Origin of the sequence: Agromyces litoreus (assembly GCF_040496015.1) — a bacterium.
GTDB lineage: Bacteria > Actinomycetota > Actinomycetes > Actinomycetales > Microbacteriaceae > Agromyces > Agromyces litoreus.
The window spans coordinates 79,085-105,053 of the sequence record NZ_JBEPKA010000011.1 but is presented as its reverse complement, the minus strand read 5'-3'; the positions used below and the strand labels follow the sequence as shown (position 1 = coordinate 105,053).

At 70.1% G+C, this 25,969-nt stretch carries 21 protein-coding genes and 1 tRNA gene; 14 read left to right on the top strand and 8 right to left on the bottom strand.

What is annotated here, in order from left to right; all coding sequences use genetic code 11:
* Positions 1–11: 11 nt before the first annotated feature.
* Genes uidA through ABME01_RS10105 form a run of 4 tightly spaced genes read left to right on the top strand, consistent with a single transcriptional unit; the run spans position 12 to position 4,648 of the window.
* Entirely contained in the window at positions 12–1,799 is a 1,788-nt protein-coding gene (gene uidA, locus ABME01_RS10120; RefSeq protein WP_353828280.1) for a beta-glucuronidase, read from the top strand.
* A 9-nt stretch (positions 1,800–1,808) separates the two neighbouring features.
* Positions 1,809–3,047, top strand: coding sequence for a D-mannonate dehydratase ManD (gene manD, locus ABME01_RS10115; protein ID WP_353828279.1), 1,239 nt, complete (start codon positions 1,809–1,811; stop codon positions 3,045–3,047).
* 4 nt (positions 3,048–3,051) lie between these two features.
* Positions 3,052–3,585, top strand: coding sequence for a gluconokinase (locus ABME01_RS10110; protein WP_353828278.1), 534 nt, complete (start codon positions 3,052–3,054; stop codon positions 3,583–3,585).
* Positions 3,578–4,648 (top strand): LacI family DNA-binding transcriptional regulator, encoded by a 1,071-nt coding sequence (locus ABME01_RS10105; protein WP_353828277.1) that lies wholly within the window; start codon positions 3,578–3,580, stop codon positions 4,646–4,648. Before ABME01_RS10110 ends, ABME01_RS10105 begins: the two co-directional genes overlap by 8 nt.
* Before the next feature lie 132 nt (positions 4,649–4,780).
* Here the strand turns inward: ABME01_RS10105 and ABME01_RS10100 are convergent, their stop codons facing one another.
* Positions 4,781–5,746 carry a quinone oxidoreductase family protein gene (locus tag ABME01_RS10100; protein ID WP_353828276.1) on the bottom strand — a complete coding sequence of 322 codons (966 nt, stop codon included), beginning with the start codon at positions 5,744–5,746 and terminating at the stop codon, positions 4,781–4,783.
* 10 nt (positions 5,747–5,756) lie between these two features.
* Positions 5,757–7,004, bottom strand: a complete 1,248-nt coding sequence (locus ABME01_RS10095; RefSeq protein ID WP_353828275.1) for an MFS transporter — start codon at positions 7,002–7,004, stop codon at positions 5,757–5,759.
* Between the two features lie 200 nt (positions 7,005–7,204).
* Here ABME01_RS10095 and ABME01_RS10090 point away from each other — a divergent pair, with 200 nt between their 5' ends.
* The 4 genes from ABME01_RS10090 (at position 7,205) to ABME01_RS10075 (ending at position 11,468) form a co-directional block, all read left to right on the top strand.
* Entirely contained in the window at positions 7,205–8,707 is a 1,503-nt protein-coding gene (locus ABME01_RS10090; RefSeq protein ID WP_353828274.1) for an FAD-dependent monooxygenase, read from the top strand.
* Positions 8,708–8,753: 46 nt separating this feature from the next.
* Complete coding sequence (locus ABME01_RS10085; RefSeq protein WP_353828273.1) at positions 8,754–9,929, top strand: alpha/beta hydrolase; 1,176 nt, start codon at positions 8,754–8,756, stop codon at positions 9,927–9,929.
* Positions 9,930–9,940: 11 nt separating this feature from the next.
* On the top strand, positions 9,941–10,747 hold the full coding sequence (locus ABME01_RS10080) for an amidohydrolase family protein (protein ID WP_353828272.1): 807 nt from the start codon (positions 9,941–9,943) through the stop codon (positions 10,745–10,747).
* A gap of 79 nt (positions 10,748–10,826) precedes the next feature.
* Positions 10,827–11,468, top strand: a complete 642-nt coding sequence (locus ABME01_RS10075) for a TetR/AcrR family transcriptional regulator (protein WP_353828271.1) — start codon at positions 10,827–10,829, stop codon at positions 11,466–11,468.
* Positions 11,469–11,637: 169 nt separating this feature from the next.
* Here ABME01_RS10075 and ABME01_RS10070 read toward each other — a convergent pair whose 3' ends face one another.
* The 5 genes from ABME01_RS10070 to ABME01_RS10050 form a co-directional block, all read right to left on the bottom strand.
* A complete protein-coding gene (locus ABME01_RS10070; RefSeq protein WP_353828270.1) occupies positions 11,638–13,089 on the bottom strand; it encodes a rhamnulokinase in 1,452 nt (483 codons plus the stop codon).
* Positions 13,086–15,122: a bifunctional aldolase/short-chain dehydrogenase gene (locus tag ABME01_RS10065; RefSeq protein ID WP_353828269.1), complete on the bottom strand. Its 2,037-nt coding sequence runs from the start codon at positions 15,120–15,122 to the stop codon at positions 13,086–13,088. Before ABME01_RS10065 ends, ABME01_RS10070 begins: the two co-directional genes overlap by 4 nt.
* On the bottom strand, positions 15,119–16,003 hold the full coding sequence (locus ABME01_RS10060) for an alpha/beta hydrolase (RefSeq protein WP_353828268.1): 885 nt from the start codon (positions 16,001–16,003) through the stop codon (positions 15,119–15,121). Before ABME01_RS10060 ends, ABME01_RS10065 begins: the two co-directional genes overlap by 4 nt.
* 103 nt (positions 16,004–16,106) lie before the next feature.
* Entirely contained in the window at positions 16,107–17,273 is a 1,167-nt protein-coding gene (gene rhaI / locus ABME01_RS10055) for an L-rhamnose isomerase (protein WP_353828267.1), read from the bottom strand.
* On the bottom strand, positions 17,270–17,671 hold the full coding sequence (locus ABME01_RS10050; protein ID WP_353828266.1) for an L-rhamnose mutarotase: 402 nt from the start codon (positions 17,669–17,671) through the stop codon (positions 17,270–17,272). The genes rhaI and ABME01_RS10050 overlap by 4 nt, the downstream gene beginning before the upstream one ends.
* A 125-nt stretch (positions 17,672–17,796) precedes the next feature.
* On the opposite strand from ABME01_RS10050, the gene ABME01_RS10045 reads away from it, so the two are divergent.
* Positions 17,797–18,804, top strand: coding sequence for a LacI family DNA-binding transcriptional regulator (locus ABME01_RS10045; RefSeq protein ID WP_353828265.1), 1,008 nt, complete (start codon positions 17,797–17,799; stop codon positions 18,802–18,804).
* Between the two features lie 742 nt (positions 18,805–19,546).
* Positions 19,547–21,901, top strand: a complete 2,355-nt coding sequence (locus ABME01_RS10040) for a transglycosylase domain-containing protein (RefSeq protein WP_353828264.1) — start codon at positions 19,547–19,549, stop codon at positions 21,899–21,901.
* Positions 21,902–21,945: 44 nt separating this feature from the next.
* Here ABME01_RS10040 and ABME01_RS10035 read toward each other — a convergent pair whose 3' ends face one another.
* Positions 21,946–22,590: an MBL fold metallo-hydrolase gene (locus ABME01_RS10035; protein ID WP_353828263.1), complete on the bottom strand. Its 645-nt coding sequence runs from the start codon at positions 22,588–22,590 to the stop codon at positions 21,946–21,948.
* Positions 22,591–22,651: 61 nt separating this feature from the next.
* Here ABME01_RS10035 and ABME01_RS10030 point away from each other — a divergent pair, with 61 nt between their 5' ends.
* From ABME01_RS10030 to ABME01_RS10015, 4 genes are all read left to right on the top strand, one after another.
* Entirely contained in the window at positions 22,652–23,551 is a 900-nt protein-coding gene (locus ABME01_RS10030) for a diacylglycerol/lipid kinase family protein (RefSeq protein ID WP_353828262.1), read from the top strand.
* A 79-nt stretch (positions 23,552–23,630) separates the two neighbouring features.
* Positions 23,631–23,706: transfer RNA gene (locus tag ABME01_RS10025), tRNA-Glu, on the top strand.
* Between the two features lie 220 nt (positions 23,707–23,926).
* On the top strand, positions 23,927–24,982 hold the full coding sequence (locus tag ABME01_RS10020; protein WP_353828261.1) for a TerC family protein: 1,056 nt from the start codon (positions 23,927–23,929) through the stop codon (positions 24,980–24,982).
* Between the two features lie 112 nt (positions 24,983–25,094).
* Entirely contained in the window at positions 25,095–25,946 is an 852-nt protein-coding gene (locus tag ABME01_RS10015; protein WP_353828260.1) for a PP2C family protein-serine/threonine phosphatase, read from the top strand.
* Positions 25,947–25,969: the final 23 nt, after the last annotated feature.

The window sequence follows — 25,969 nt, the reverse complement described above, 5'->3', positions numbered from 1 at the left end:
CAGGAGACTCCATGCTCAAGCCTCAGACGACCCCGACCCGCGAGTTCGTGAACCTCGACGGTGTGTGGCGCTTCGCCACCGACCCCATGGTGGGCGATGCCCCGTGGGCGGCGACGCTGCCGGGATCGCTCGAGGTCGCGGTGCCTGCGAGCTTCAACGACCAGTTCGTCGATCCTGCCATCCGGGGCCACGTCGGCCTCGTCTGGTACCAGCGGAACGTGCGGGTCCCGCGCGGCTGGAAGGACGAGCGGATCGTTCTGCGGCTCGACGCCGCCACCCACGCCGGCGCGGTCTACGTCGACGACACCCTCGTCGCCGAGCACGTCGGCGGATACACCCCCTTCGAAGCGGACGTCACAGACGTCGTCACGGCAGGCGGGGAGTTCCGCCTCACGGTGGGCGTCGACAACTGCCTTACGAACATCACGATCCCGCCCGGAACGGTGACCACGGGTCCCGACGGTCGGCAGAAGCAGAGCTACCTCCACGACTTCTACAACTACGCCGGTCTTGCGCGGTCGGTGTGGCTCTACAGCACCCCGTCTCGCTTCATCGAGGACGTCACCGTGACGACGGGTCGCGAGGGGGCGAACGGCACGGTCGACTACCGGGTGGAGGCATCCGGAACCGTGCGCGTGATCCTCCGCGATGCAGACGGTGGACAGGTCACCGCCGGCGACGGCGCGAACGGCCGGCTCGTGGTTCCGGACGCCACCCTCTGGCAGCCCGGGGCCGCGTATCTGTACGAGCTCGAGGTGCAGATCGTCGAGGACGGCGCCGTCGCCGACACGTACACGCTGCCGGTCGGCATCCGCACCGTCGAGGTCACCGCCACCGAGTTCCTCATCAACGGCGAGCCGTTCTACTTCACCGGGTTCGGCAAGCACGAGGACACCGCCGTGCGCGGCAAGGGCCACGACAACGCGTACCTCGTGCACGACTTCGAGCTGATGAACTGGATCGGCGCGAACTCGTTCCGCACGTCGCACTACCCGTACGCGGAGGAGGTGCTCGAGTACGCCGACCGTCACGGCATCGTCGTGATCGACGAGACCGCCGCGGTCGGACTGAACCTCGGTGTGATGGGCGGTCTCACCGGAGCACCGGCGACGCCGACCTTCTCGCCCGAAGGCTGCAACGACCAGACGCGGGATGCGCACGCGCAGCACCTGCGCGAGCTCATCGCCCGCGACAAGAATCATCCGAGCGTCGTCATGTGGTGCATTGCGAATGAGCCTGCGAGCAACGAGGATGGCGCCCGCGAGTACTTCGAACCGCTCATCGAACTGACACGAGAGCTCGATCCGACCCGGCCCGTGACGATCGCCGAGGTGATGTTCGCGACATCGGAGAACGACAAGGTCGCAGACCTCCTCGACGTGATCTGTCTGAACAGGTACTACGGCTGGTACGTCGCCACCGGCGACCTCGAGACCGCCGCGCAGTACCTCGAGATGGACCTTCGGGCCTGGGCGGACACACACGGCAAGCCGATCCTGATGACCGAATACGGTGCCGACACGATGCCGGGGCAGCACTCCGTATGGGACGTCCCATGGACCGAGGAGTACCAGCGGGACTACCTGGCGATGCACCATCGCATCTTCGATCGGATCCCTTCCTTCGTAGGCGAACAGGTCTGGAACTTCGCCGACTTCGAGACGTCGCTCGGCATCCACCGCGTCGGCGGCAACAAGAAGGGCGTATTCACCCGCGACCGCAGGCCCAAGGCCGCGGCATTCGCACTGCGTGAACGCTGGCGAGGCATCGGGAACAGCAAACCCGGAGCCGAGGACTGAGAGGACATCATGATCATCGACAAGGCAGAGGTCATCGTCACCAGCCCCGACCGGAACTTCGTCACCCTCAAGCTCACGACCGACGACGGCCTGACCGGCCTCGGCGACGCGACGCTGAACGGCCGTGAACTCGCGGTCGTCTCCTACCTTCAGGACCACGTCGTCCCCCTGCTCATCGGCAGCGACGCGAGCCGGATCGAGGACACCTGGCAGTTCCTCTACCGGAGCGCCTATTGGCGCCGGGGGCCGGTCACGATGGCCTCGATCGCCGCGGTCGACATGGCCCTGTGGGACATCAAGGGCAAGGCGGCCGGGATGCCCGTCTACCAGCTCCTCGGCGGGGCGTCACGCAACGGGCTCATGGCGTACGGGCACGCGTCGGGCAAGGAACTGCCCGAGCTGTTCGACTCCATCCGCGCGCACCAGGAACAGGGGTACAAGGCGATCCGCGTGCAGACGGGCGTGCCGACGCTCAAGGCCATCTACGGCATCGCGGCCCAGGGCGCCGACGTCGGCGACGCGTCGGTGCGGTACGACCACGAGCCGGCGCGGCGCGGCGCGAAGCCCGTGGAGGAGGATTGGGACACCCGGGCGTACCTGAACCACCTGCCTGGGGTGTTCGAAGCGGTGCGGAACGAGTTCGGTCCGGACGTCCCGCTCCTGCATGACGGGCACCACCGGATGACGCCGATCCAGGCGGCTCGGCTCGGCAAGGACCTCGAGCCGTACGACCTGTTCTGGCTCGAGGACTGCACCCCTGCGGAGAACCAGGAGGCGTTGCGACTCGTGCGCCAGCACACAACGACGCCGCTCGCCATCGGCGAGATCTTCAACACGGTGTGGGACTTCAAGGACCTCATCCGCGACCAGCAGATCGACTACGTCCGCGGCGCCGTCACGCACATGGGCGGCATCTCGCCGCTGAAGAAGACCCTCGAGTACGCCGCGATGTACCAGATCAAGTCGGGCATGCACGGCCCGACCGACATCAGCCCGGTCGGCATGGCTGCCGCGATGCACCTGGGCCTGTCGATCCACAACTTCGGCATCCAGGAGTACATGAAGCACGGCGCGCGGACCGACCAGGTCTTCGAGCAGTCCTACACGTGGACCGATGGCTACCTGCACCCCGGCGAGCGGCCCGGTCTCGGCGTCGAGCTGAACCTCGACGAGGCCGGGAAGTACCCGTATGAGCAGGCGTACCTGCCGTACAACCGTCTCCTCGACGGAACGGTGCACGATTGGTGACACGATGATCCATCCCGACGGCCGCGCTTCGGCGGCCGCTCCCGCCGTTGTCGTGATGGGTGTCTCGGCAGCCGGCAAATCGACGATCGCCGAAGCCATCTCACGCCGATTGGACGTGCCATGGATCGATGCCGACGATCTCCACCCCTCGGCGAATCGACAGAAGATGATGTCCGGGGTTCCCTTGGGCGACGATGACCGCCGTCCTTGGCTGGACACGGTCGGCGAGAAGCTCGCCGCGGGGGAAGCCGCGGAGGGGATCGTCGTGGCATGTTCCGCGCTCCGGCGGAACTATCGCGATCGACTTCGAGTGGCCTGCCCTACCGCGGTGTTCGTCCACCTGCACGGATCCCGTGAGCTTCTCGCTCATCGCGCTTCGGCACGTGTCGAGCACTTCATGCCCGCATCATTGTTGGATTCGCAGCTTGCTACTCTCGAACCGCTAGATGGAGAAGAACGGGGAGTGACCCTGGACGTGTCAGACGCTCCTGCGGTCATCGCCCAGCGAGCAGCTGAGTGGGTGACTTCGAATGGTTGACGGACGAGCCGAGGAACCGAACTCGGGGTCCGACGAGATTCCGATCGAGATCGCGGACCGAATCCGCGGCCGCGGGGGAAACGCCACGATCTACGACATCGCAGAACTCGCGAAGGTCAACCCATCTACCGTGTCTCGCGCGCTGTCCAAACCCGGCCGCATCAGCGCGAAGACCGAGGCTCGTATTCGCGACGCTGCGGCGCAACTGAACTTCCGCATCAATCCCATCGCGCGTGCCTTGTACACCGGCCGCAGTCGCACGTTCGCGCTCGTCGTGGCAGATATCACCAACCCGGTCGTGTTCGGCATCGTGCGTGGCGCCGAGCAGGAGGCGGCCGCGGCCGGCTACACATTGGTGATCGCCGAATCGCAGGAGTCTGGTGAGACGGAAGCCGAGACCGTGGAGCGGCTGATGCCCACCGTCGATGGCATCGTTCTCGCGACGACGCGCCTCGGCGACGAGTCCATCCGGTCGATCGCGGCGCGACGCCCGGTTGTGCTGGTCAACCGGGCCGTAGCGGGTATCGACAGCATCCTTCCCGACGTGGATCGTGGGGTGAAGGACCTGATGGACCATCTCTACGGCCTCGGTCACCGATCCGTCGTCTACCTCGCTGGTCCCGAGACCTCTTGGGTGAGCGCACGTCGGTGGGAGAAGCTGCTCGAGACGTCGGAGTCGCTGGGAGTCGCGCTCGTCGAGATCGGCCCGAATCCGCCGACGATCCAAGGCGGCAGGGACGCGCTGCGACGTGTGCTCGCGGCTCGTCCGACTGCCGTGATCGCGTTCAACGACCTGATCGCGATCGGCCTGATGCGGGGCGCGGCCGCACGCGGCGTGGGGATTCCCGACGAACTGAGTGTCGCCGGCTTCGACGACATCTTCGGGAGCGAGCTGATCACGCCCTCTCTGACCACGGTGCGCTCCGAACTCGAGACCGCTGGCAGGCGTTCCGTCCGGAGCCTGCTTGCACGGATGGAGGGCGAGGAACCTGTCGCGGACCCAGCCCTCCTTTCGACGAAGCTGATCGTCCGCGAGTCGACCGGGCCACGTCGCGAGGCTTGACCGGATGCCGACGGTTGTATGCCGTCGCGGGCTCTGGATACGCGTTGGCCGCGCAGTACGAACGGGCGGCTGCCCGAACGAGAGTCCGCCCACGCTGGGGCCGGATACGCCGCGTCCGCCCGGCAACGATCGCTAGGGCAGCAGGAGGATCTTGCCCACCGTCGAACGGGACTCGAGTGCGTCATGGGCTCGGGCGGCATCCTCTAGGCGGTAGCGTGCGCCGACATGCAGCCGAAGCGAGCCGTCGGCTGCTGATCCCATCACCTCGGAGCCGCGCGCGACGAGGTCCGCGCGCGATCCGGCGTAGTGGGCGAGCGTCGGCCGGGTCAGGTACAGCGACTTCGCGGCGAGCCGTTGCACGTCGAGTGGGGGGACCGGGCCGCTGGTCGAGCCGTACGCGACGAGTGTTCCGCGTGGCGCCAAGGCCGCCAGGCTCTCCTCGAACGTGGCCGCGCCGATCCCGTCGTAGACCACGGAAGCGCCGCGACCCGCCGTGAGCTCGAACACCGCGCTTCCGAAGTCGCCGTACCCCGCCGTCATGTGCGCCCCCGCCTCCTGTGCGAGCTGGGCCTTCTGGCTGGTCGAGGTCGTGGCGACGACCGTCCCGCCCCGCTGGACGACCAGCTGGGTGAGCAGGCGGCCGACGCCGCCGGCCGCGGCGTGGACGACGGCCACGTCTCCCGGGGCGATCGCGAGAGCGCTCGTTGCGAGGTAGTGGGCGGTCACGCCCTGCAGCAGGATGCCCGCGGCGATGTCGAGACCGAGTGCCCGTGGCACGTGGAGGGTCCGTTCCGCGGGGACCACGGCGACCTCGGAGTAGGCGCCGATGGCCCCCATCCACGCGACGCGATCTCCCGTCGTGAATTCGGCGACATCGGGACCGACCGCCCGTACGATGCCGGCTCCCTCGTTCCCGGCGACGAACGGGGGGTGGGGGCGGAACGCCCCCACCCCCTGGCGCTGGTAGACGTCCATGTAGTTCACGCCGATCGCGACGACGTCCACGACGAGCTCGCCCGGGCCGGCGCTGGGCTCGGGGCGCTCGACGACGCGAAGCACATCGGACGCCCCGAACGCGGCCACCTCTACCGATCGCATGCGATGCCCGTCACCGCACGCCGCGGACCCGGAAGACGACCAGACCGCCGACGACGACGATGACCGCCGCGACGGGGAAGAGCGGTGCGAACGATCCGGTCACGATGACGATCACGCCGGCGAGTGCCGGTGCAAGGATCTGCGGCGCGATCGCAGCGACGTTCGTGACCCCGAGGTCCTGTGCGAACGAGTTCGACCGCGGCAGTACCTGCGTGACGAGCGCCGTGTCGACGGCCTCGAACGTGCCGAAGGCGAGCGCGACGACGACCATCATGGTCAGGTAGCCCTCCACCGTGGGCGCTGCGAGCGGGATGAGCAGGCCCAGGGCCATGACGATGCTCGCCACCGTCACGAACACCTTGCGCCGGCCGAGTCGGTCGGACAGCAGTCCGGCGGGGACGGCGGTCAGGCTGATGCACACCGCTGCGATCGCGGCGGCGATGCCGACGTAGTCGACGGCGGCATCTCCGGCACCGATGTAGTCGCTGAGGATGTAGAGCGCGTAGCCCTGGATGATGAAGAAGCCCGTGTAGACGAGCGTCCGGCTGCCGACCGCCCACCAGAAGTCGGGGTGCGTCCGCGGGTTCACGAAGAAGGTGCGCCACCAACGGGCGGAGTCCGAGGCGGGCGTCGGGGCGGACTCGCGATTGTCCGAATCCCTCGCGATGAACAGCCGGGTGGCGGTGAACGCCAACGGCAGGACGCTGAGCACCATGTAGGCGACGACGAGGTCGTCGGCGAGGACGGAGCCGAGGATGGTTCCGCCGACCGAGCCGAGCATGATCCCGAGTCCGAGCCCCGCGCTGAACCGGCCGCGTCGGTTCTCGGGAACCCGGTCGGGGAGGATCGCCGCGAGCGGGCCCTGCGAGGCGCTCAGCACGAACTCCGATGCGACGTAGAGCACGCCGAGCACTGCGAGCGACTCGATGAAGCCCATCGAGAACAGGATCGGGGCCACCACGATCGTTCCTCCGAGCACGTACGGGGTCCGGCTGCCCCAGCGGGTGCGCGTGCGGTCCGAGAGCATGCCCGCGAGCGGTTGGGCGAGGAGCGCCGCGATGGCGCCGAGGAACGTGAAGATGCTGAGGACGGCGACCTTGTCGTCACCGGCCAGGTCCTCGATCTGCAGCGCCAGCAGCACTCCGGGAACGGCGCCGTAGACGAGTGAGATGCCGAACTGCGAGCTCCAGATCGAGAACAGCAGGGAACCGGACGCGGCGACCTGCCTCGTCACGGGCATGGTCTCGGGTGTCGACACGGTCACACCTCCCGCTGGGGATCGAGGGCGCACGGCGGAGCCGGGTCGTGGGGGCGGGGGGCCTGGGATGGCATCGCAACTCCTTTGTCGCTGGGAATTCGGATATTCCGTAGCCATTACTAGCACATTGCGGATACAGTGTGGCCGTAAGCCTCATCGCGAACGGTGATCGGGGCGGAGTGACTTCAGAGGTGTGTTCCATGGTGAGAGACGACGAGGTCGAGGTGCTGATCGTCGGTGCCGGCGCGACCGGGCTGACGCTGGCGTGCGACCTGCAGCGGCGAGGCGTGAGCCATCGGCTGATCGACGCGGCGCCGCACGGGTTCGAGGGGTCGCGCGCGAAGGGTGTCCAGCCGCGCTCGGCCGAGGTCTTCGACGATCTCGGCGTGCTCGCCCGCCTCGAGTCGCGGTCGACGCTCTACCCGCCGCTCGGCATCCACCTCGGCCCGGTGACCCTCAAGCGGACGATGATCGCGCTGCACGACGCGACGCCGGACGTACCCCACGCGAACACGCTGCTCGCGCCCCAGTACGCGACCGACCAGAGCCTGCGCGAGCGCCTCGAGGAACTCGGCGGCTCGGTGGAGTACGCCACCCGCCTGGGGGCGTTCGAGCAGGACGCCGACGGGGTCGTCGCGAGCCTCGAGTCCGGCGCGGGGACCGAGACGGTCCGCGCGCGGTACCTCGTCGGCGCGGACGGCGGTGGCAGCACGGTTCGGCGGGGACTCGGTATCGCGTTCGAGGGGACGACCGACGAGAGCGACCGGATGATCGTCGCCGACGTCACCGTGTCGGGGCTCGGTCGGGATCGCTGGCATATCTGGCCCCGCTCCAAGGGGCGCTTCGTCGCGCTGTGCCCGCTGCCCGGAGACACCTTCCAGCTGATGCTGAAGCTCCGACCGAATGACCCCGCCGACCTCGACACCGCGGCCGTCGATCGCATGGTCCGCGACGTCGTCGGCGGATCGAAGGTCCGCGTCCACGACATCCACTGGTCGTCGGTCTGGCGGCCGAACATCCGGCTCGCCGAGCGCTATCGGCGCGGCCGCATGTTCCTCGCCGGAGACGCGGCACACGTGCATCCGCCGACCGGTGCACAGGGCCTCAACACCGGCGTCCAGGATGCCTACAACCTCGGCTGGAAGCTCGGCCAGGTGCTCGCGGGCGCCCCGGATGCGCTCCTCGACACGTACGAGTCGGAGCGGCAGCCCGTCGCAGCGCGAGTGCTCGGCCTCGCGTCAGGGCTGTACGCGCACCTCGGGGACCGCCCGCTGGCGGCGACCAAGCGCGGTGACGAGGAGCGGCAGCTCTCCCTGTCGTACCGCGGCGGTCCGCTCGCCCCCGGCGACCTCGACGCTCCCGGCCTGCAGCCCGGCGACCGGGCGCCCGACTCGCCCGTCGTCCTCGATGACGGTGCTCGAACGACGCTCTTCGACGAGTTCCGCGGCCCGTCGTTCTCGCTGGTCGCCATCGGGGACCGCGCGGCGGAGGCCTGCCGCGACCTCTCCTGGACGTCCGCCGGTGCGCCCGTGCGAATGATCGCCCTCGACGGCTCGTCCAACGAGCCGTTCCGCCGAATCACCGGGATCCCCGGCGACGGCGCGGTGCTCGTGCGGCCCGACGGCTACGTCGCCGCCATCGCACGCGACTCGCTCGACGACGTGCGCGACTGGCCGGCTCTCCCGGTCTTCCCGTCCTCCTGACCGATCCCGAGCCCGAACCACCCCCAACACGAAGGCGTGTCACACCATGGTCGATGTCGAATCCATGCCCGCAGCCCGCGACGACGTTCGCATCCTGACGTTCGAACCCCCCGCGGCCCGCGCCGACCCCCGCACCGAGACGCTCACGCCGGAGTCCCAGGCGGCGCTGCGCCAGTTCTCCGAAGACCGCCTGATCGGCTACGGCGTGGACCGCAGCGATGCGATCGAACTGACGGCGCGGGTCCTGGCGGGGGAGGGCTGGCTGGACGCGGCGACCCGGCTCGCCGAGCGCTGCCTCGCCACCCTCGACGCCGAGGCCGGCACGCAGACCCGGATCACCGCCCTCCGCCGGGCATCGGCGCTGCTGCGGATGAGCCAGGTGATGATGCTCGAGGACGGCCAGGCGCGGACCGCGATCTACGCCCGTGCGGGCGACCTCTACCTCCGCGCCGCCGAAATCGCCCGCGATCGCATCCGGGTCACCCTCGACACGCCGGAAGGCGCCGTCGTCGGATGGCAGGTGCCCGCGACAGGCCCGCGCGTCGGCGCCGCGATCGTCATCGGCGGGGTCGAGGGGTATGCCATGGACTTCGACTGCATCGGCGACGCCCTCGCCGCCCGCGGCATCGAGACCCTCCTGCTCGACGGGCCGGGACAGGGCGAGAGCCGGTTCACGCACGGTGTCTACCTCACCCCGACCTGGCGCGACGCGTACACCGCGGCGCTCGACCACCTCGCGACCTCGGTGCCCGGCCTCCCGATCGGACTCGTCGGCAACAGCATGGGCGGCAGCTTCGCGATGGCTGTGGCCAACGAGGACCCACGTGTCCGGGCGTGCGTCGACAACGGCGGCATCCCTGCACCCTGGATGGTGCCCCCGAGCATCGGCACGTTCTTCACGAAGATGGCCGCCTTCTGCGACGTCGACGACCCGGACCAGGCGACCGCCGTCTGGTCGACGGTGACCCCTCTGGCACCGGGCGGCAACGCCGACTACGACCTCCTCGTGATCCAGGGCGGCGCCGACCCGATGGTGTCGTCCGAGATGGCGCAGGCGGTCTTCGCCCACGCGCCCACCAAGTCGAAGCAGATGGTGCTCTTCTCCGACGGCATCCACTGCATCTACAACCACAGGACGGACCGCGACGACCTCATCGCGGACTGGGTGCACGCCCGCCTCGCGGCGGACTCGCACTCCGACTTCGATTCCGACTCCGAGTGAAGGGAACCGCGATGCAGATCACGGACGCGCAGATCCACCTCTGGACCGGAGCAGGCGCGCCGCCGTACCACCACCGCGCGCCGTACACGATCGAGCGCGCCCTGCGCGAGATGGACGGGGCCGGTATCGACCGCGCCGTGAACTGCCCGGCGATCTGGGACCCCGACGCAAACGACTACGCGGTCGAGGCGGCGCAGGCCCACCCAGACCGGTTCGCCACCATGGGATGGTTCCCCCTCGACGCCAGCGCCGGCCCGCACCGCGTCGACGAGTGGATGTCGAAGCCGGGAATGCTCGGCCTGCGCTTCGTCCTCTACGCACCGGAGGCAGGAGGCATCCTCCGATCCGGCGCGCTGGACTGGCTCTGGACCCGAGCCGACGAACTCGAGCTCCCGGTCGCGTTGATGGTCATGCCCGACCACCTCTCGCTCATCGGCGACATCGCCCCCCGCTTCCCGAGAATGCGGCTCCTGCTCGATCACCTCGCGATCGGCCCGTTCGACACGCTGCCCGGGGCGGCGTCCCACCTCGACGCGCTGGTCGCCCTGGCCGCGTACCCGAACGTCGCCGTGAAGGCGAGCGGCATCACAGGTGCCGCGACCGACGGCTACCCGTTCGCCAGCGCCCACGAGGTGCTTCGACGCACGTTCGACGCCTTCGGCCCCGACCGCATGTTCTGGGGGACCGACATCACCCGCCAAACCGCGACCTGGGGGGAGTGCGTCTCGATGTTCACCGACCACCTCCCGTGGCTCACCGGCGCGGACCTCGAGCGGGTGATGGGCGCCGGGATCTCGGACTGGATCGGCTGGCACTGACCGGTCGCACCCGGGTCATGGGGGCCGGGCGGTAGCGTAGGGACCACAGCGTCCACCCCGCGAGACACCCCTGGCACCCATGACCCTCACCGAGAAGCGCAAGCCCGGCCGGCCCCGGATCCCCCGGGAACGCATCGTCGACGCCGCCCTGCAGATCGTTGACGAACAGGGGGCCGACGCGCTCACCCTTCGTGCCGTCGCCGAGCGGATCTCGTCGAGCACCGCGACGCTGTACCGGCACGTGAGCGGCCGGTCCGAACTGATCGGCCTCGTGATCGACCGCATGCTGGGGGAGGTCGAACTTCCCGCCGTCGAGGACGACGACGAGCAGCCGTGGGAGGTCGTCTGCCACCGCACCGCGACCGCGATCTTCACCACCATCGCGCAGCACCGGAGCGTCGCGACCCTGCTGATCGAACGGTTCCCCACCGGCCCGCACGCCATCGCACTGCGCGAGCGCATCGCGCGAGCCCTGCTGCGCGGTGGCCTGCCCCCGGAGGTCGCGGCCGCCGCGGTCGCGACCCTGGGCCGCTACATCCTCGGCTTCGCGATGCAGTCCGTCGCGGACGACGGTGCGCAGCGGCCATCGTTCACCGTCGACCCGATGGCGTACCCGCACCTCGTCGAGCTCGCACCGCTCCTGCCGAAGCCGCTCGCCGAGGAGTTCGAGTTCGGCCTCACCCACCTGCTGAGCGGCCTGGCGCACGACCAGCGCGCCTGACCGCGGCGGCCGCCGGGCGAGTGGCGAATACAGGGTCCGCAGCCTGACGCACTCGGCGACGCCTTTCCTGCTCGGTCGCCACGTCCGCCACGACATTGGGCCGCTTGAACTTCATCAGCTCTGCGAGCTCGCGTGGGTTCGGAACTGGCGCCGGATGGCCGTGGTGCTCCTAACGGTGGGCCTGGGGTCCGGACGATGGGAGGTGTGTGACGGGCGGGAACGCGCGGGCGACGAGCGCGCGTAGCGACTCGAGGTCGCCGGATGCGAAGCCCTGCGCGCGCGCCTGCACGAGCACGTTGCCGATCGCGGTCGCCTCGACCGGACCCGCCAGCACCGGGATCCCGGCGCGGTCGGCCGTCCGCTGGCAGAGCAATTCATTGAGCGCGCCGCCCCCGACGACGTGGATCGTCGCGACGTCGACGCCCGACAGGACGGAGGCGGTCCGCACGGCGTCCGCGAAGGCCTCCGCGAGGCTCTCGACGATGGAGCGGGCGAACTCGGCGCGGTTCCGCGGCACGGGCACGTCGTGCTCGACGCACCACTCGGCGATGCGTCCGGGCAGGTCCCCGGGAGCGAGGAATCGCGGGTCGTTCGCGTCGAACACCGCGACCTCGCCGGTGACCGATGCCGCGGCCGCAAGCAGCCCAGGAAGCTCGACGCGCTCGCCGTCGCGCTCCCACCATCGCACCGACTCCGACAGCAGCCAGAGTCCCATGACGTTGTGCAGGAACCGCACGCGCCCGTCGACGCCGCCCTCGTTCGTGAAGTTCGCCTCGCGCGCGGCATCCGTCGTCACGGGGTGCTCGAGCTCGACGCCGACGAGCCCCCACGTGCCGCACGAGATGTAGGCCGCCGACTCGGCCCGCATCGGCACCGCGACGACCGCCGACGCGGTGTCGTGCGATCCCACGGCGACCACCTCGATGCCCGCAGGCGCACCCAGGTCCGCCGCGACGTCGGCGCGGAGCGCTCCGAGCGGGGTCCCCGGGTCGACGAGGGGTGCGAAGACGGATGCCGGGAGCCCGAGCTGCGCGATGAGCTCGTCGTCCCACTCACCCGTCGCGACCTCCACGAGCCCGGTCGTGGAGGCGTTCGTGCGCTCGGCGACGCGGGTGCCCGTGAGCTGCAACCCGATGAGGTCGGGCACGAGCAGGAGCGAGTCGGCGAGGTCGAGCCATCCGCCCGCCCGTTCTGCGGCGAGCTGGTACACGGTGTTGAACGGCAGGAACTGCAGGCCGTTCCTCCGGTACAGCTCGGCGAACGGCACGGTCGCGTGCACGGACTCGACCGCGGCGTCGTTCCGGGCGTCGCGGTAGTGGAACGGCTCGCCGAGCAGGCGCCCGCCGCGGAGCAGGCCGTAGTCGACCGCCCACGAGTCGACCCCGATCGAGGCGACCGAGGGCTCGCGACGGAACGCGTCTGCGAGGCCGAGCGTGAGGTCGCGGAACAGGCCGGTGAGGTCCCAGTGCAGGCCCGACGCCATGCGCACCGGGCCGTTCGGGAACCGGGCGACATGGTCGAGCTCGAGCCGCCCGGCGGACTGGTCGACGTGCCCGACGATGACCCTGCCGCTCGTCGCGCCGAGGTCGACCGCGGCGACCGCGCCCCCACGCTCGCTCATCGGAGGAAGGCCGCGGCGACGCCGGAGTCGACCGGGATGTGCAGGCCCGTGGTGCGGCTGAGCTCCGGGCCGGTCAGGACGTAGACGGCGTCCGCGACGTTCTCGGGGACGACCTCGCGCTTGAGGATCGTGCGCTGCGCGTAGAACTTCCCGAGGTCCTTCTCCTCCACGCCGTAGGTCGCGGCGCGGTTCGCGCCCCAGCCCGCGGCGAAGATCCCCGAGCCCCGCACGACGCCGTCGGGGTTGATGCCGTTGACGCGCACGCCGTGCTCGCCGAGCTCGACCGCGAGCAGTCGCACCTGGTGGGCCTGGTCGGCCTTGGTCGCCGAGTACGCGATGTTGTTCGGGCCGGCGAACACCGAGTTCTTCGAGGAGATGTAGATGACGTCGCCGCCCATCTGCTGTTCGACGAGCGCCTTCGCGGCGGCCTTCGACACGAGGAAGGAGCCCTTGGCCATGACGTCGTGCTGCAGGTCCCAGTCCTGCTCGGTGGTCTCGAGCAGCGGCTTGGAGAGCGACAGGCCCGCGTTGTTGACGACGAGGTCGATGCCGCCGAACGCGAGCACGGTCGCATCGATCGCGGCCTGCACGCCCTCGGCGTCGGCGACGTTCGCGGCGACGCCGATCGCGACGTCGGTGCCGCCGAGCTCGGCCGCGGCGGCCTGCGCCTTCTCGAGGTCGAGGTCGGCGACGACGACGCACGCGCCCTCTGCCGCGAGCCGGGTCGCGATGGCCTTGCCGATGCCCGAGGCGGCGCCGGTCACGAAGGCGATGCGGCCCTGGTGGGTCTTGGGCTTCGGCATCCGCTGGAGCTTCGCCTCCTCCAGCGCCCAGTACTCGATGCGGAACTTCTCGGCGTCGGAGATCGGGGTGTAGGTCGAGAGCGCCTCGGCGCCGCGCATGACGTTGATCGCGTTGACGTAGAACTCGCCGGCGACCCGAGCGGTCTGCTTGTTCGCGCCGTAGCTGAACATGCCGACGCCGGGAACGAGCACGATGAGCGGGTCGGCGCCGCGGATGGCGGGGGAGTCCTCGGTCGCGTGCGCGTCGTAGTACGCCCGGTAGTCGTCGCGGTACTGAGCGTGCAGCTCCCGCAGGCGGGCGAGCTGCTCGTCGACGCTCGCCGTGGCGGGCAGGTCGAGGATCATCGGCTTGACCTTGGTGCGCAGGAAGTGGTCGGGGCAGCTCGTGCCGAGCGCCGCGAGCTCGGGCGCGCGCTCGGAGGCGAGGAAGTCGAGCACGACGTCGGAGTCGGTGTAGTGGCCGACCATCGGCTTGTCCGTCGAGGCGAGGCCGCGGATGGTGGGCGCGAGCGCCGCAGCGCGGGCGTGCCGCTCGGCCTCGGGCAGCGCCTCGAATCCGGCCCGCACGCCGCCGAACGGCGCTTCCGCACCGTGCTCGGAGATGTAGGCCGCGGCGGTGTCGATGATCCACAGCGAGTTCCGCTCGGACTCCTCCGACGTGTCGCCCCACGCCGTGATGCCGTGGCCTCCGAGGATGCAGCCGACCGCCTGCGGGTTCTGCGCCTTGATCTCGGCGATGTCGAGGCCCAGCTGGAAGCCGGGGCGACGCCACGGCACCCAGACGACCTTGTCGCCGAAGATCTTCGCCGTGAGCGCCTCGCCGTCGGCCGCGGTCGCGATCGCGATGCCCGAGTCGGGGTGCAGGTGGTCGACGTGCGCGGCGTCGACGAGGCCGTGCATGGCGGTGTCGATCGACGGCGCGGCGCCGCCCTTGCCGTGCAGGCAGTAGTCGAACGCGGCGACCATCTCGTCCTCGCGGTCGACGCCCGGGTAGGTGTCCACGAGCGCACGCATCCGGTCCAGGCGCAGGACCGCGAGCCCCCGCTCCTTCAGCGTGCCGAGGTCGCCGCCCGAGCCCTTCACCCAGAGCAGCTCGACGGGCTCGCCCGTGACCGGGTCGGTCTCGGTGCCCTTGGCGGACGTGTTGCCGCCGGCGTAGTTCGTGTTCTTGGGGTCGGCGCCGAGGCGGTTCGACCGCGCGATGAGGTCGGCAGCAGCCGGGTTCGTCATGAGGGGATTCCTTCGATGGGATGCGGTGGTCGGGGGTGGTCGGGGGCGACGGTCGCGGCCGCCGTTCGCGCGCGCGTCGTGGCCAGGTCGTCGATCCAGCCCACGGCACGGTCGACGGTGGCGGATGCCGCGGGCTCGTCGGGCCGGTTCAGGTGCCCGTGCTCGGTGCCGGGCTCCGTGACGAGCATGACGGGCACGCCCGCCGCGACGAGCGTGGCCGCGAAGGCCTCGCCCGAGACGCGGAGCTCGTCCGCCTCGCCGTTGACCATCAGCACGGGCGGGAAGCCCGCGACGTCGTCCGGCGCGGCTCGCCCCGGCACGGCGGGGAGCGGCGCGTCGTCGGCGGGCCCGCCGAGGTAGTCCTCGTACATGGCGCGCACGCGTGCGGGCCCGAAGCGGTCGGCGGCGGGGTTCTCGTCGAGCATCGCCCGCAGCGCGGCATCCGGTGCCGGCTGCACGGCGAGGAGCGTCGGGTAGGCGAGGAAGACGCCGGCCGGGACCGGTGCGGCGCCGTCGAGCGCCCGGAGCACGGCGCCCGCCGTGAGGTTGCCACCGGCGCTCGCGCCGCCGGCCACGATGCGCGCGGCGTCGATGCCGAGGTGCGCGGCGTGGGCGGAGGTCCAGCGCCACGCGGCGAGCACGTCGTCGGACGGGTCGGGGTAGCGGCATCCGCCGCCCGCGAGCCGGTAGTCGATCGAGACGACCGTGACACCGCGTGCGGCGAACGCGCGCGCGACCCAGTCGGCCTCGGGCATGTCGAGGTCGCCGGCGACGAATCCACCGCCGTGCGCCCAGACGAGGGCGGGCGTCGTGCCGGCGCCCGCGGCGTCTGCGGGGTAGACGCGAACGAGTCCGTCCGCGGAATCGTACGGCGTGGTCATGATCGCGTCGTCCTCTCGGGTGCGCTGGTGGTCGGGGGTAATTCGCGGATGCAGGGGGGGCCGGGGGCATCACCCGGCATCCGCGACCGTCTCGGGGGCGGGGTCAGGCGCCCCAGCCGGCCTGGACGCCGCCGACGCGCTCCTCGGCGATCTTCGCGAGGTAGCCGGACTCGGCGAACGCGGCCATCGGGTCGGCCGCCAGGCCGCGCGACTCGCGCCACTCCGCGAGGGCGGGCCGCACGTCGGTGTAGAACGCGTCCATGAAGATGCGGTTCGCCTCGAGCACGTCGCCGGAGACCTGCGCGGCGCGCAGCGCGTCGGTGTCGACGAGCAGTGCGCGGGCGGTCATCTCCTGGACGTTCAGCACCGAGCGGATCTGGCCGGGGATCTTGTCCTCGACGTTGTGGCACTGGTCGAGCATGAAGGCCACATCCGGGTGGTTGAGGCCGCCGCCGCGGGCGACCTCGTAGACGATGCGGAACAGCTGGAACGGGTCGGCCGCGCCGACGATGAGGTCGTCGTCGGCGTAGAAGCGGCTGTTGAAGTCGAACGATCCGAGCTTCCCGAGGCGCAGCAGTTGCATGACGATGAACTCGATGTTCGTGCCGGGGGCGTGGTGGCCGGTGTCGAGGCAGACCATGGCCTTGTCGCCGAGCGCGGCGACCTGGGCGTAGCTGGTGCCCCAGTCCGGGACATCCGTGTGGTAGAACGCGGGCTCGAAGAACTTGTACTCGAGGACGAGGCGGTGTTCGTCGCCGAGCCGCTCGTAGATGGTCGCGAGCGACTCGTGCAGACGGTCCTGGCGGCCGCGCAGGTCTGCCTGGCCCGGGTAGTTCGAGCCCTCGGCGAGCCAGACCTTGAGGTCGCGGCTGCCGGTCGCGTGCATGATGTCGATGCACTCGAAGTGGTGGTCGATCGCCTTCCGCCGGACGGCGGGGTCCTCGTGGGTGAGGGCACCGAACTTGTAGTCGTCGTCCTGGAAGGTGTTCGAGTTGATCGTGCCGAGCGAGACGCCGAGGCCCTCGGCGTGCGCGCGGAGGTCGTCGTAGTCGTCGACCTTGTCCCACGGGATGTGCAGGGCCACGGTCGGCGCGAGCTTCGTGTACGCGTTGACCTGCGCGGCATCCGCGATCTTCTCGTAGGGGTCGCGGGGCGTGCCCGGCGTGCCGAACACCTTGAAGCGGGTGCCCGAGTTGCCGAATGCCCAGCTCGGCAGCTCGATCGCCTGGAGCTCCAGCTGGTCGAGGACGGTCTGCGGAATGGTGCTCACGATTCGCTGCTTTCTGTGCGGGTGGTGACGGATGCCGCGTCGCGGTCGAGCGCGGCGAGCTGGTCTTCGAGGTGGAACACCTCGGGAAGTCGGGGGGCGCCCTGGTGGGGGCGGCCGCCGTCGAGCGCGACGAAGAACTCGGCCATCTCGGCCTCCCACGGCGCGGTGCGCGGGTCGTCCGCGAGGGCCGCCTGGGCCGCGTCGTGGTCATCGACCTCGTAGTAGCCGACGAGGAGGCCGTCCTCGCGGAGGACGAGCGAGTAGTTGCGTCGGCCGGATGCCTCGATGACCCGGAGCATGTCGGGCCAGACCGCGGCGTGGCGTTCTCGGTACCCGTCGAGGCGAGCGGGGTCGACCTGCAGCTGGAAGCAGGCCCCCTGCGTGGTGCCAGTGCTCATCGTCGAGCTCCCCTCCTCCTGAATCGTTTCAACGATAGGACTTCGGCTCCGTTCGTGCAAGTGGCCCGGCCATGCATCCATGACCGGCTGCGGGGCTCGTAGACTCCGAGGCGGAGAGGAGTCCGATGGCAGTCAGTGTGCGCGAGGTTGCCTCCGCGGCGTCCGTGTCGGTCGGCACGGTCTCGAACGTACTGAACCGTCCCGACGTGGTCGCGCCGGATACACTGGCGCGCGTGCTCGCTGCGATTGACGAGCTCGGGTTTGTCCGCAACGACGCCGCCCGTCAGCTTCGAGCGGGACGCAGCCGGTCGATCGGGCTCATCCTCCTCGATGTCCGAAACCCGTTCTTCACCGAAGTCGCACGCGGTGCCGAGGACCGAGCGGCCGAGGACGGCATGACGGTGCTTCTCGGGAACAGCGACGACAACCCCGACCGGGAACGGGCTTACCTCGATCTGTTCCTTGAGCAGCGCGTACACGGCGTGCTCATCTCGCCGCGCGGCGACGATCTGCGCTGGCTCCAGCGCCTCCGCGTGCGAGGGATGCCCGTTGTGCTCGTCGACCGCGAGGCGCGCGACCAGAGCCTTGCTTCAGTCGCCGTCGACGATGTCATGGGCGGGGAGGCGGCGGTTCGCCACCTGCTCGGGGTCGGGCGGCGTCGAATCGCGTTCGTCGGCGGACCCTTGACTCGTCGGCAGGTTGTCGATCGACTGGACGGCGCGCGTCGCGCGATCGCGGAGGCGCCAGACGCGATACTCGAGGTGATCGAAACGAACGGCACGACCGTGCTGGAGGGTCGTGCGGCCGGCGAGGTCATCCGTGAGAGGACTCCGCGGCACCGGCCCGACGCAGTATTCTGCGCGAATGACCTGCTGGCTCTCGGGATATTGCAGGCGCTCGTCATGACGGGCCAAGTGCGAGTGCCCGACGACATCGCCGTCATCGGCTACGACGACATTGACTTCGCCCGCAGCGCCGTCGTCCCGCTGAGCTCGGTCAGGCAACCGGCGCGTCTCATGGGCTACACAGCGGTGGATCTGCTCATGAACGCCGGTCTGGGTGGGAACGAGTCCGGTCCCGACCGTGTGAGATTCGAGCCCGAACTTGTCGTCCGGGATTCGACCGCACCGTGACGGACAGCTCGGCCGGCGAGATGAGTATCGCCCGCTATCCGAGCCATGGATGCTGGGGAGGGCCCTGCTCTCTCCGGCGCGACCCGCGGACTCCTCGACCGGGACTTCCGCACCGACCCGAGTACCGTACGCACCGACCCCGGGATCCACGCGCCCAAGCTCACCGCCCGCGGACCTCGCGGAACGCCCTCGCAGGGACCAGAAACCTGCCGGCAACTCGGTGCGGAGACCAGATTCAGCCCGTATGACTCCGTAGCAGCACGTACACTGGAGCCCATGAGATCCGCGGGAATCCGCGGAATTCCGCCCCTTGCGGGCTGGCCTCGAAGCGCCGAGATCGACTTCAGTTGATCTTGGTTCGAGTCCAGGTACCCCAGCAGACTTCCGATCGTCCGGGCGATCGCCGTCGCGCACGGTGGCACGGCGTACATCCAGACCGGACGGGCCTCGGGGACGAGCGCGGTCATGCGGCTTCCGGCCGGGGAGCAGCCGCGCGCGCGAACCGCCCGATGAAACCGGCGGCGGCGCTCGGGTGCGCCGTCGGCGTGGGCGGAGTCCGCCACGTGCTCGGCGCATGCACGACGACCCGCCGCGGCATCCAACGGTTCTGCAACAGGTCGCCACGCCCCGGGCGAGGCCGCTTTACATCGTGCGTCGGCTGAGGTTCGATGGAATGCGACGTCGTCGCGGATCGGTACCCTGACCCGATCCGGTGCGGGGGGCGGCGCAGGAAGGGTGTTCGATGCGGTACGGCGATACGCACGAGCGCGCGGTGACCCGACCGCGGTCGTTCGGCGGCGCACTCGGAGCTCTCCTCGGCATCGTGGCGGTGAGCTCGGCGGCGGCGGTCCTCGTCGCGGCCGCCGTGACTCCGGCGCTCGCGACGGCCGGGGTGGCGGCGACGGGGACGATCTCCCTCTTCGAGAACCTGCCCAGCTACCTCAAGATCGGCGAGCTGTCGCTGAAGAGCAACATCTACGCGACGGGCAAGGACGGCAAGCCGTTCCTGCTGGCCTCGTTCTACGACCAGAACCGCGTCGAGGTCGGCTGGGACTCCGTGGGGCAGTACGTGAAGGACGCGGCGATCGCGGGGGAGGACCCGCGGTACTACGACCATAACGGCGTCGACCTGCAGGGCACCGTCCGCGCGGCCGTGACGACCGCGACCGGCCGCGAGACGCAGGGCGGCTCGTCGATCGCGCAGCAGTACGTCAAGAACGTGCGCGTGCAGGAATGCGAGCGGATGGCGGTCGACGAGACCGAGCGCGAGGGCTGCTACGACGCGGTCACCGAGACCACGATCGACCGGAAGCTCAAGGAGATGCGGCTCGCGATCGGCGTCGAGAAGCGGTACTCCAAGAGCGAGATCCTGCTCGGCTACCTCAACATCGCCGGCTTCGGCGGCACCGTCTACGGCATCGAGGCCGCGGCGAACTACTACTACGGCACGAGCGCGAAGAACCTGACCCTCGCGCAGGCCGCGTCGCTCATCGCGATCGTGAACAACCCCGCCAAGTTCCGTCTCGACCAGCCGGAGAGCGAGTCGAACGGCAAGGCCAACGGCTATGCAGCCAACCACTCCCGGCGCGACTACATCCTGCGCAGCATGCGCGACGAGGGCAAGATCACCTGGGACGAGTACGTCGAGGCGATCACCAAGCCGGTCAAGCCCAAGATCACCGAGCCGAGCACCGGCTGCCAGACCGCGGGCGGCAGCGCCTGGTTCTGCGACTACGTCAAGCACATCCTGCAGAACGACCCCGCCTTCGGCGAGGAGGAGGAGTCGCGCCTGCTGAACTTCCGCCGCGGCGGCTACGAGGTCTACACGACGCTCGATCCCGATCTCCAGGCGGCCGCCGAGCAGGCGGTCACGAGCCAGGTGCCGGCGACCTACCCGGGATGGGACCTCGGCGGCGTGATCAGCTCGGTCGAGGTCGGCACGGGGCGCGTGCTCGCGATGGCGCAGAGCCGCCAGTACAGCCAGGATCCGGAGGTCCTGAAGCGCGGCGCGCAGTACACGAGCATCAACTACAACACCGACTTCGAGTACGGCGGCTCGCGCGGATTCCAGCCGGGATCGTCGTACAAGGTCTTCACGCTGGCCGAGTGGCTGAAGGAGGGCCACGGCCTCGGCGACCGGGTCGACTCGCGGCCCAAGAGCAACTGGGGCGTGTTCCAGGACAGCTGCCTCGGTCCGCACTTCGCCGGGGACTGGAACCCGCGCAACGACGCGAACGAGTCGGGCGCGAACTACAGCGCGCTCGAGTCGACGATCGGGTCGATCAACACGGGCTTCATCGGCATGGCCAAGGAACTCGACCTGTGCGAGATCCGCAAGACCGCCGAGGCCTTCGACGTGCACCGCGCCGACGGCAACCCCCTCGTGCAGGGCCCGTCGTCCGTGATCGGCACGAACGAGGTCGCGCCGCTGTCGATGGCCGTCGCCTTCGCGGGGATCGCCAACAACGGGAAGACCTGCACCCCGGTCGCCATCGACCGCATCCTCGACCGCGACGGCACGGAGATCGACCCTCCGGAGTCGACGTGCACGCAGTCCGTGCCCGAACCCGTCGCGGCGGCGATGCACACGGCCATGGGCCAGGTCATGTCGAGCGGAACCGGCCAGCAGTCCAACAACAACACGGTCCCCAAGGTGCCGCTCATCGGCAAGACGGGAACCACGGACGGCTCGAAGGACACGTGGATGGTGGGCGCGAGCTCGAAGGTCGCCACGGCGGCCGCCGTGGTGAGCGTGAACGGCGATGCGAACCAGCGCGGCATCTACTTCGAGAGCGGCCGTGCGGCCGAGGCGCGGCACCGGATGTGGCCGGTGGTGATGTCGGTGGCGGCCGCGAAGTTCGGCGGCGATCCGTTCACCACCACGGGCCTCGGCCCGGTGGCCGGCCCGGGCTCGTTCCCCGACGGACGCGTCGTGCGCCCGCCCGACCCGCCGAAGGACGAGAAGGACTCCTCCGGCCCGGGCGGCGGCGATACGACGCCGGGCGGTGACGGCGGTGGTCCGGGCAACAGCGGCAACGGCGGCGGAAACGGCAACGGCAACGGCGGCGGGAACGGCGGCGACGCCGCGACCGACTGACCCCCGTCCGCCCGGCCGAGCGGCCGACCGCTCGCGGCGCGCGGCTACACGTCGAGTGAGTCGCCCGGCTCGAGCGGCAGGTAGGTTCCGCCGACCTGCTCCGTCGCCCAGGCGAGTCGGACGTTCGAGAGGTCCTTCCCGGCGCGGGAGAGCACCATCTCGTGGGTCGGGAACGCGCGTCGTGGCCGGACGGCCATGAGGTAGTCCATCGACTCGGCGATCTTCATCCACGGCGCACCCGCCGGCGCCGCGAGGACGTCCACCTCGACGCCCTCGGGCACCGCGAACGAGTCGCCCGCGTAGTACAGCGCGTCGTTCACGAGCACGCCGACGTTGTCGATGACCGGGATCGACGGGTGGATGACGGCGTGCGTGCCGCCGAAGAAGCGGAGGCGGAACGGGCCGATCTCCTCGGTGTCGCCGGCTCCGACCTCCTGGACCTCGATGCCGGCCTCGGCGGCCGCGGCGACGACGCCGGCCGGCCCGAGGACGCGGACGCCGGGGCTGCGGTCCGCGATGCGTCCGAGCTGCTCGGGGGTCCAGTGGTCGTCGTGGAGGTGCGTGATCACGACTCCGACGGCGCCCGAAGCCTCGGTGATGGGCGTGGTGAACTTGCCGGGATCGATGAACAGGCGGTTCCCGGAGTGCTCCACGACCAGGGCGGCGTGCTCGAGCTTGGTGATGCGCATGGTCCGAGCCAACACGGCCGGCGCGGTGCGCGCAACGGGCTTGCCCTGCCATGATCGCTGCATGCCGCCTCCCCGTCGCCTCCTGCTCGCGGTGAACCCCAACGCGGCCTTCGGCCGCAATCCCGGCGTCGGCGCCGCTGCCGCTCGGCGACTCGAGGCCGAGGGCTACGAGGTCACGGCGATCCGCGCCGAGAACTACGAACTGCTGCGCCGGGACGTGCAGCACGCCGTCGAGCGCGGCACGGATGGGCTCGTCGTCGTCGGCGGGGACGGCATGGTCTCGCTCGGCGTGAACCTGCTGGCCGGGACCGAGATCCCCATGGGCCTGGTGGCTGCCGGCACCGGCAACGACCTCGCCCGTGCCCTCGGCCTCCCGCATGACGACCCCGAGGCCGGCGTCGAGGCGCTGATCGAAGCGCTGCGGCGTCCGCCCCAGGTCATCGACCTCGGGCTCGTGCACCACGGAGGGCTCCGGACCTGGTTCGCCTGCGTCCTCTCCGCAGGGTTCGATGCGGTCGTCAACGAGCGGGCGAACCGGATGACGCGACCGCGCGGGCCGAGTCGCTACACGCTCGCGCTGCTGCGGGAACTGGCGACCTTCCGTCCGAGGCGGTACACGATCACGATCGACGGTGTGCGTCGCGAGCAGCCGGCGATGCTGGTGTCGGTCGCGAACACCGCGTCGCTCGGTGGGGGCATGCGGATCGTCCCGCATGCCGACCTGGCCGACGGCGTCCTGGACGTGTTCATCGTGCACCCGCTCTCGCGCCTGGGACTCCTCGGCGTGTTCCCTCGAGTGTTCGCGGGCGAGCACGTCGACCACCCTGCGGTCGAGTTCGTGCGCGCCCGGCGCGTGCGGCTCGAGGCCGACGGCATCGTCGCGTACGCCGACGGGGAGCGCGTCGGCCCGCTCCCGATCGACGTCGAGATCACGCCCGGGGCCGTCTCCGTCTTCGCGTGACGCGACCGGGAACCGGGGCCGGGGGCCTCGATTTGGAAAGCGCCGAAGTCGTATGCCATACTCGAACACGTCGCAGCGAGGCCCCATCGTTTAGCGGCCTAGGACGCCGCCCTCTCACGGCGGTAGCGCGGGTTCAAATCCCGCTGGGGTCACCAATGACAGGCGAACGCCCCCGCATCACGCGGGGGCGTTCGTCGTTTCCCGACCCAGTCGCTAGACTCGTCCGAGCGAAGGGGAGTATCCCGGCGGGGCCGAGCGGTCCCGTTGCCACGATCGTCAGTACGAGCGCCGTCGATGCCGCTCCGGGCGTGGCGGCGCATCCGATGCGCGGGAGAGACTTTCGGTCCTGACCGCACCCCCTCGAAAGGCCCTGGCGTGACCGCACTGCCCCTCTGGTTCGAGGTCGGCTCACTCGTCGTCCTCACCCTCATCCTCGTCGCGGACCTGCTCCTGGTCATCAAGCGGCCGCACGTCCCGTCGTTCCGGGAGTCGACGCTGTGGGTGGTGTTCTACGTCGCGCTCGCGCTCGTGTTCGCGGGGCTGATGTTCGTGATCGGCGATGCCGAGCACGGCGCCCAGTTCCTCGCGGGCTGGCTCACCGAGTACAGCCTCTCGATCGACAACCTGTTCGTGTTCGTCATCATCATGGCCAGGTTCGCAGTGCCCCGGCAGTACCAGCAGGAGGTGCTGATGGTGGGCATCATCCTCGCCCTCATCCTCCGAGGCGTCTTCATCCTGCTCGGCGCGCAGCTCATCGCGAACTTCAGCTGGATCTTCTACATCTTCGGCGCGTTCCTTCTCTACACGGCCGCCCAGCAGGCCTTCGGGAACCACGAGGAGGAGGGCGGCGACTCGGCGCTCATCCGGGGGCTCCGCCGGCGGCTCCCGATCACGAACGACTACGACGGGATCCGGCTGCGCACGATGATCGATGGGCGGCGCTTCTTCACGCCGATGCTCATCGTCTTCGTCGCGATCGGCACGACCGACCTCATCTTCGCGCTCGACTCGATCCCCGCGATCTTCGGCATCACGCAGAGTCCGTTCATCGTGTTCACCGCGAACGTGTTCGCACTCATGGGCCTGCGGCAGCTCTACTTCCTGCTCGGCGGCCTGCTGGAACGGCTCGAGTACCTCAAGTACGGGATCGCGTTCATCCTCGCCTTCATCGGCGTGAAGCTCGTCCTGCACGCCATGCACGAGAACGAGCTGCCGTTCGTCAACGGCGGCGAGCACATCGAGTGGGCGCCGGACATCTCGACCTGGACCTCCCTCGCCGTCATCGTCGGGGCGATGGTCGTGGCGACCGTCGCGAGCCTGGTCAAGGCCAACGTCGACGCACGCCGACGCGGCCACACGCTGGGCGAGGAGATCCCGCACTTCACGGAGGACGCCGACCGCGAGGCCGACGAGTCGCGCAGCCGGGGCTGAGATCGTCCACAGATGCCCGATGGCGGGGCCCGGAGGTCTCGGCGCTTGGTAGCGTGGATCTCCGCGCCCTCCGGTGCGCGATCCTGCCCTGCCCAGAGAGGACCCGAAGACCGTGACGACTGACGGCAGCGAGGTCGTGCCCACCGAGGCCGGTTCGGCGCGGATCGAGCACAGCGCGCGCACCCACGTCGGAAACGTCCGCACGGTCAACGAGGATTCGCTGCTCGCGCAGCCCCCGGTCTACCTCGTGGCCGACGGCATGGGCGGGCATGCGCGCGGCGATGCCGCGAGTCGGGCCGTCGTCGAAACGTTCCGCCGGCACCTCGACCCGGACGTCCCGTCCACCCCCGAGCGCGTCCTCGACGCGATCCACACGTCGAACGATGCGGTGCGCGGCCTGTCCGACGAGGGCGACGAGGGCACGGCCGTGGCCGGCACCACGATCGCCGGACTTGCGCTGGTCGATGCGGGCGACGGTCGCGGGGTGCACTGGATGGTCTTCAACGTCGGCGACTCCCGGGTCTACGCCTGGGACGGCAGCCGGCTCCATCAGGTGACGACGGACCATTCCGCCGTGCAGGAACTGGTCGACGCCGGCGTCATCGGTGCGGACGAGGCCGAACGGCACCCGGATCGGAACGTGATCACCCGTGCGATGGGCGCCGATGCGCACGTCGAGCCCGACGTCTGGCTCATCCCGGCCTCCGGCCGGCAGGTCTTCCTCGTCTGCTCCGACGGGCTGTCGAAGGAACTCGACGACGCCGAGATCGCCGGGATCCTCGCCGCGCATCCGGCGCACGACGCCGGGCTCGCGGGCGACCTGGTCGACGCGGCCCTCGCCGGCGAGGCGCGCGACAACGTCACCGCCATCGTCGTCGAGTCCGAGCTCCCCGGCGCCGACGGCGATGCGGGTGGGTCCGCGAACGGTGCGGCGGGGAGCGGCGGTGCGGGTGCCGTCGACTGATCCGGGCCGGCGACGTCGTCGAC

Coding starts and splice junctions, on each gene's coding strand:
- uidA (WP_353828280.1), top strand. CDS start 12: ATGCTCAAGCCTCAGACGACCCCGACCCGCGAGTTCGTGAACCTCGAC.
- manD (WP_353828279.1), top strand. CDS start 1,809: ATGATCATCGACAAGGCAGAGGTCATCGTCACCAGCCCCGACCGGAAC.
- ABME01_RS10110 (WP_353828278.1), top strand. CDS start 3,052: ATGATCCATCCCGACGGCCGCGCTTCGGCGGCCGCTCCCGCCGTTGTC.
- ABME01_RS10105 (WP_353828277.1), top strand. CDS start 3,578: ATGGTTGACGGACGAGCCGAGGAACCGAACTCGGGGTCCGACGAGATT.
- ABME01_RS10100 (WP_353828276.1), bottom strand. CDS start 5,746: ATGCGATCGGTAGAGGTGGCCGCGTTCGGGGCGTCCGATGTGCTTCGC.
- ABME01_RS10090 (WP_353828274.1), top strand. CDS start 7,205: ATGGTGAGAGACGACGAGGTCGAGGTGCTGATCGTCGGTGCCGGCGCG.
- ABME01_RS10085 (WP_353828273.1), top strand. CDS start 8,754: ATGGTCGATGTCGAATCCATGCCCGCAGCCCGCGACGACGTTCGCATC.
- ABME01_RS10080 (WP_353828272.1), top strand. CDS start 9,941: ATGCAGATCACGGACGCGCAGATCCACCTCTGGACCGGAGCAGGCGCG.
- ABME01_RS10075 (WP_353828271.1), top strand. CDS start 10,827: ATGACCCTCACCGAGAAGCGCAAGCCCGGCCGGCCCCGGATCCCCCGG.
- ABME01_RS10070 (WP_353828270.1), bottom strand. CDS start 13,089: ATGAGCGAGCGTGGGGGCGCGGTCGCCGCGGTCGACCTCGGCGCGACG.
- ABME01_RS10065 (WP_353828269.1), bottom strand. CDS start 15,122: ATGACGAACCCGGCTGCTGCCGACCTCATCGCGCGGTCGAACCGCCTC.
- ABME01_RS10060 (WP_353828268.1), bottom strand. CDS start 16,003: ATGACCACGCCGTACGATTCCGCGGACGGACTCGTTCGCGTCTACCCC.
- ABME01_RS10050 (WP_353828266.1), bottom strand. CDS start 17,671: ATGAGCACTGGCACCACGCAGGGGGCCTGCTTCCAGCTGCAGGTCGAC.
- ABME01_RS10045 (WP_353828265.1), top strand. CDS start 17,797: ATGGCAGTCAGTGTGCGCGAGGTTGCCTCCGCGGCGTCCGTGTCGGTC.
- ABME01_RS10040 (WP_353828264.1), top strand. CDS start 19,547: ATGCGGTACGGCGATACGCACGAGCGCGCGGTGACCCGACCGCGGTCG.
- ABME01_RS10035 (WP_353828263.1), bottom strand. CDS start 22,590: ATGCGCATCACCAAGCTCGAGCACGCCGCCCTGGTCGTGGAGCACTCC.
- ABME01_RS10030 (WP_353828262.1), top strand. CDS start 22,652: ATGCCGCCTCCCCGTCGCCTCCTGCTCGCGGTGAACCCCAACGCGGCC.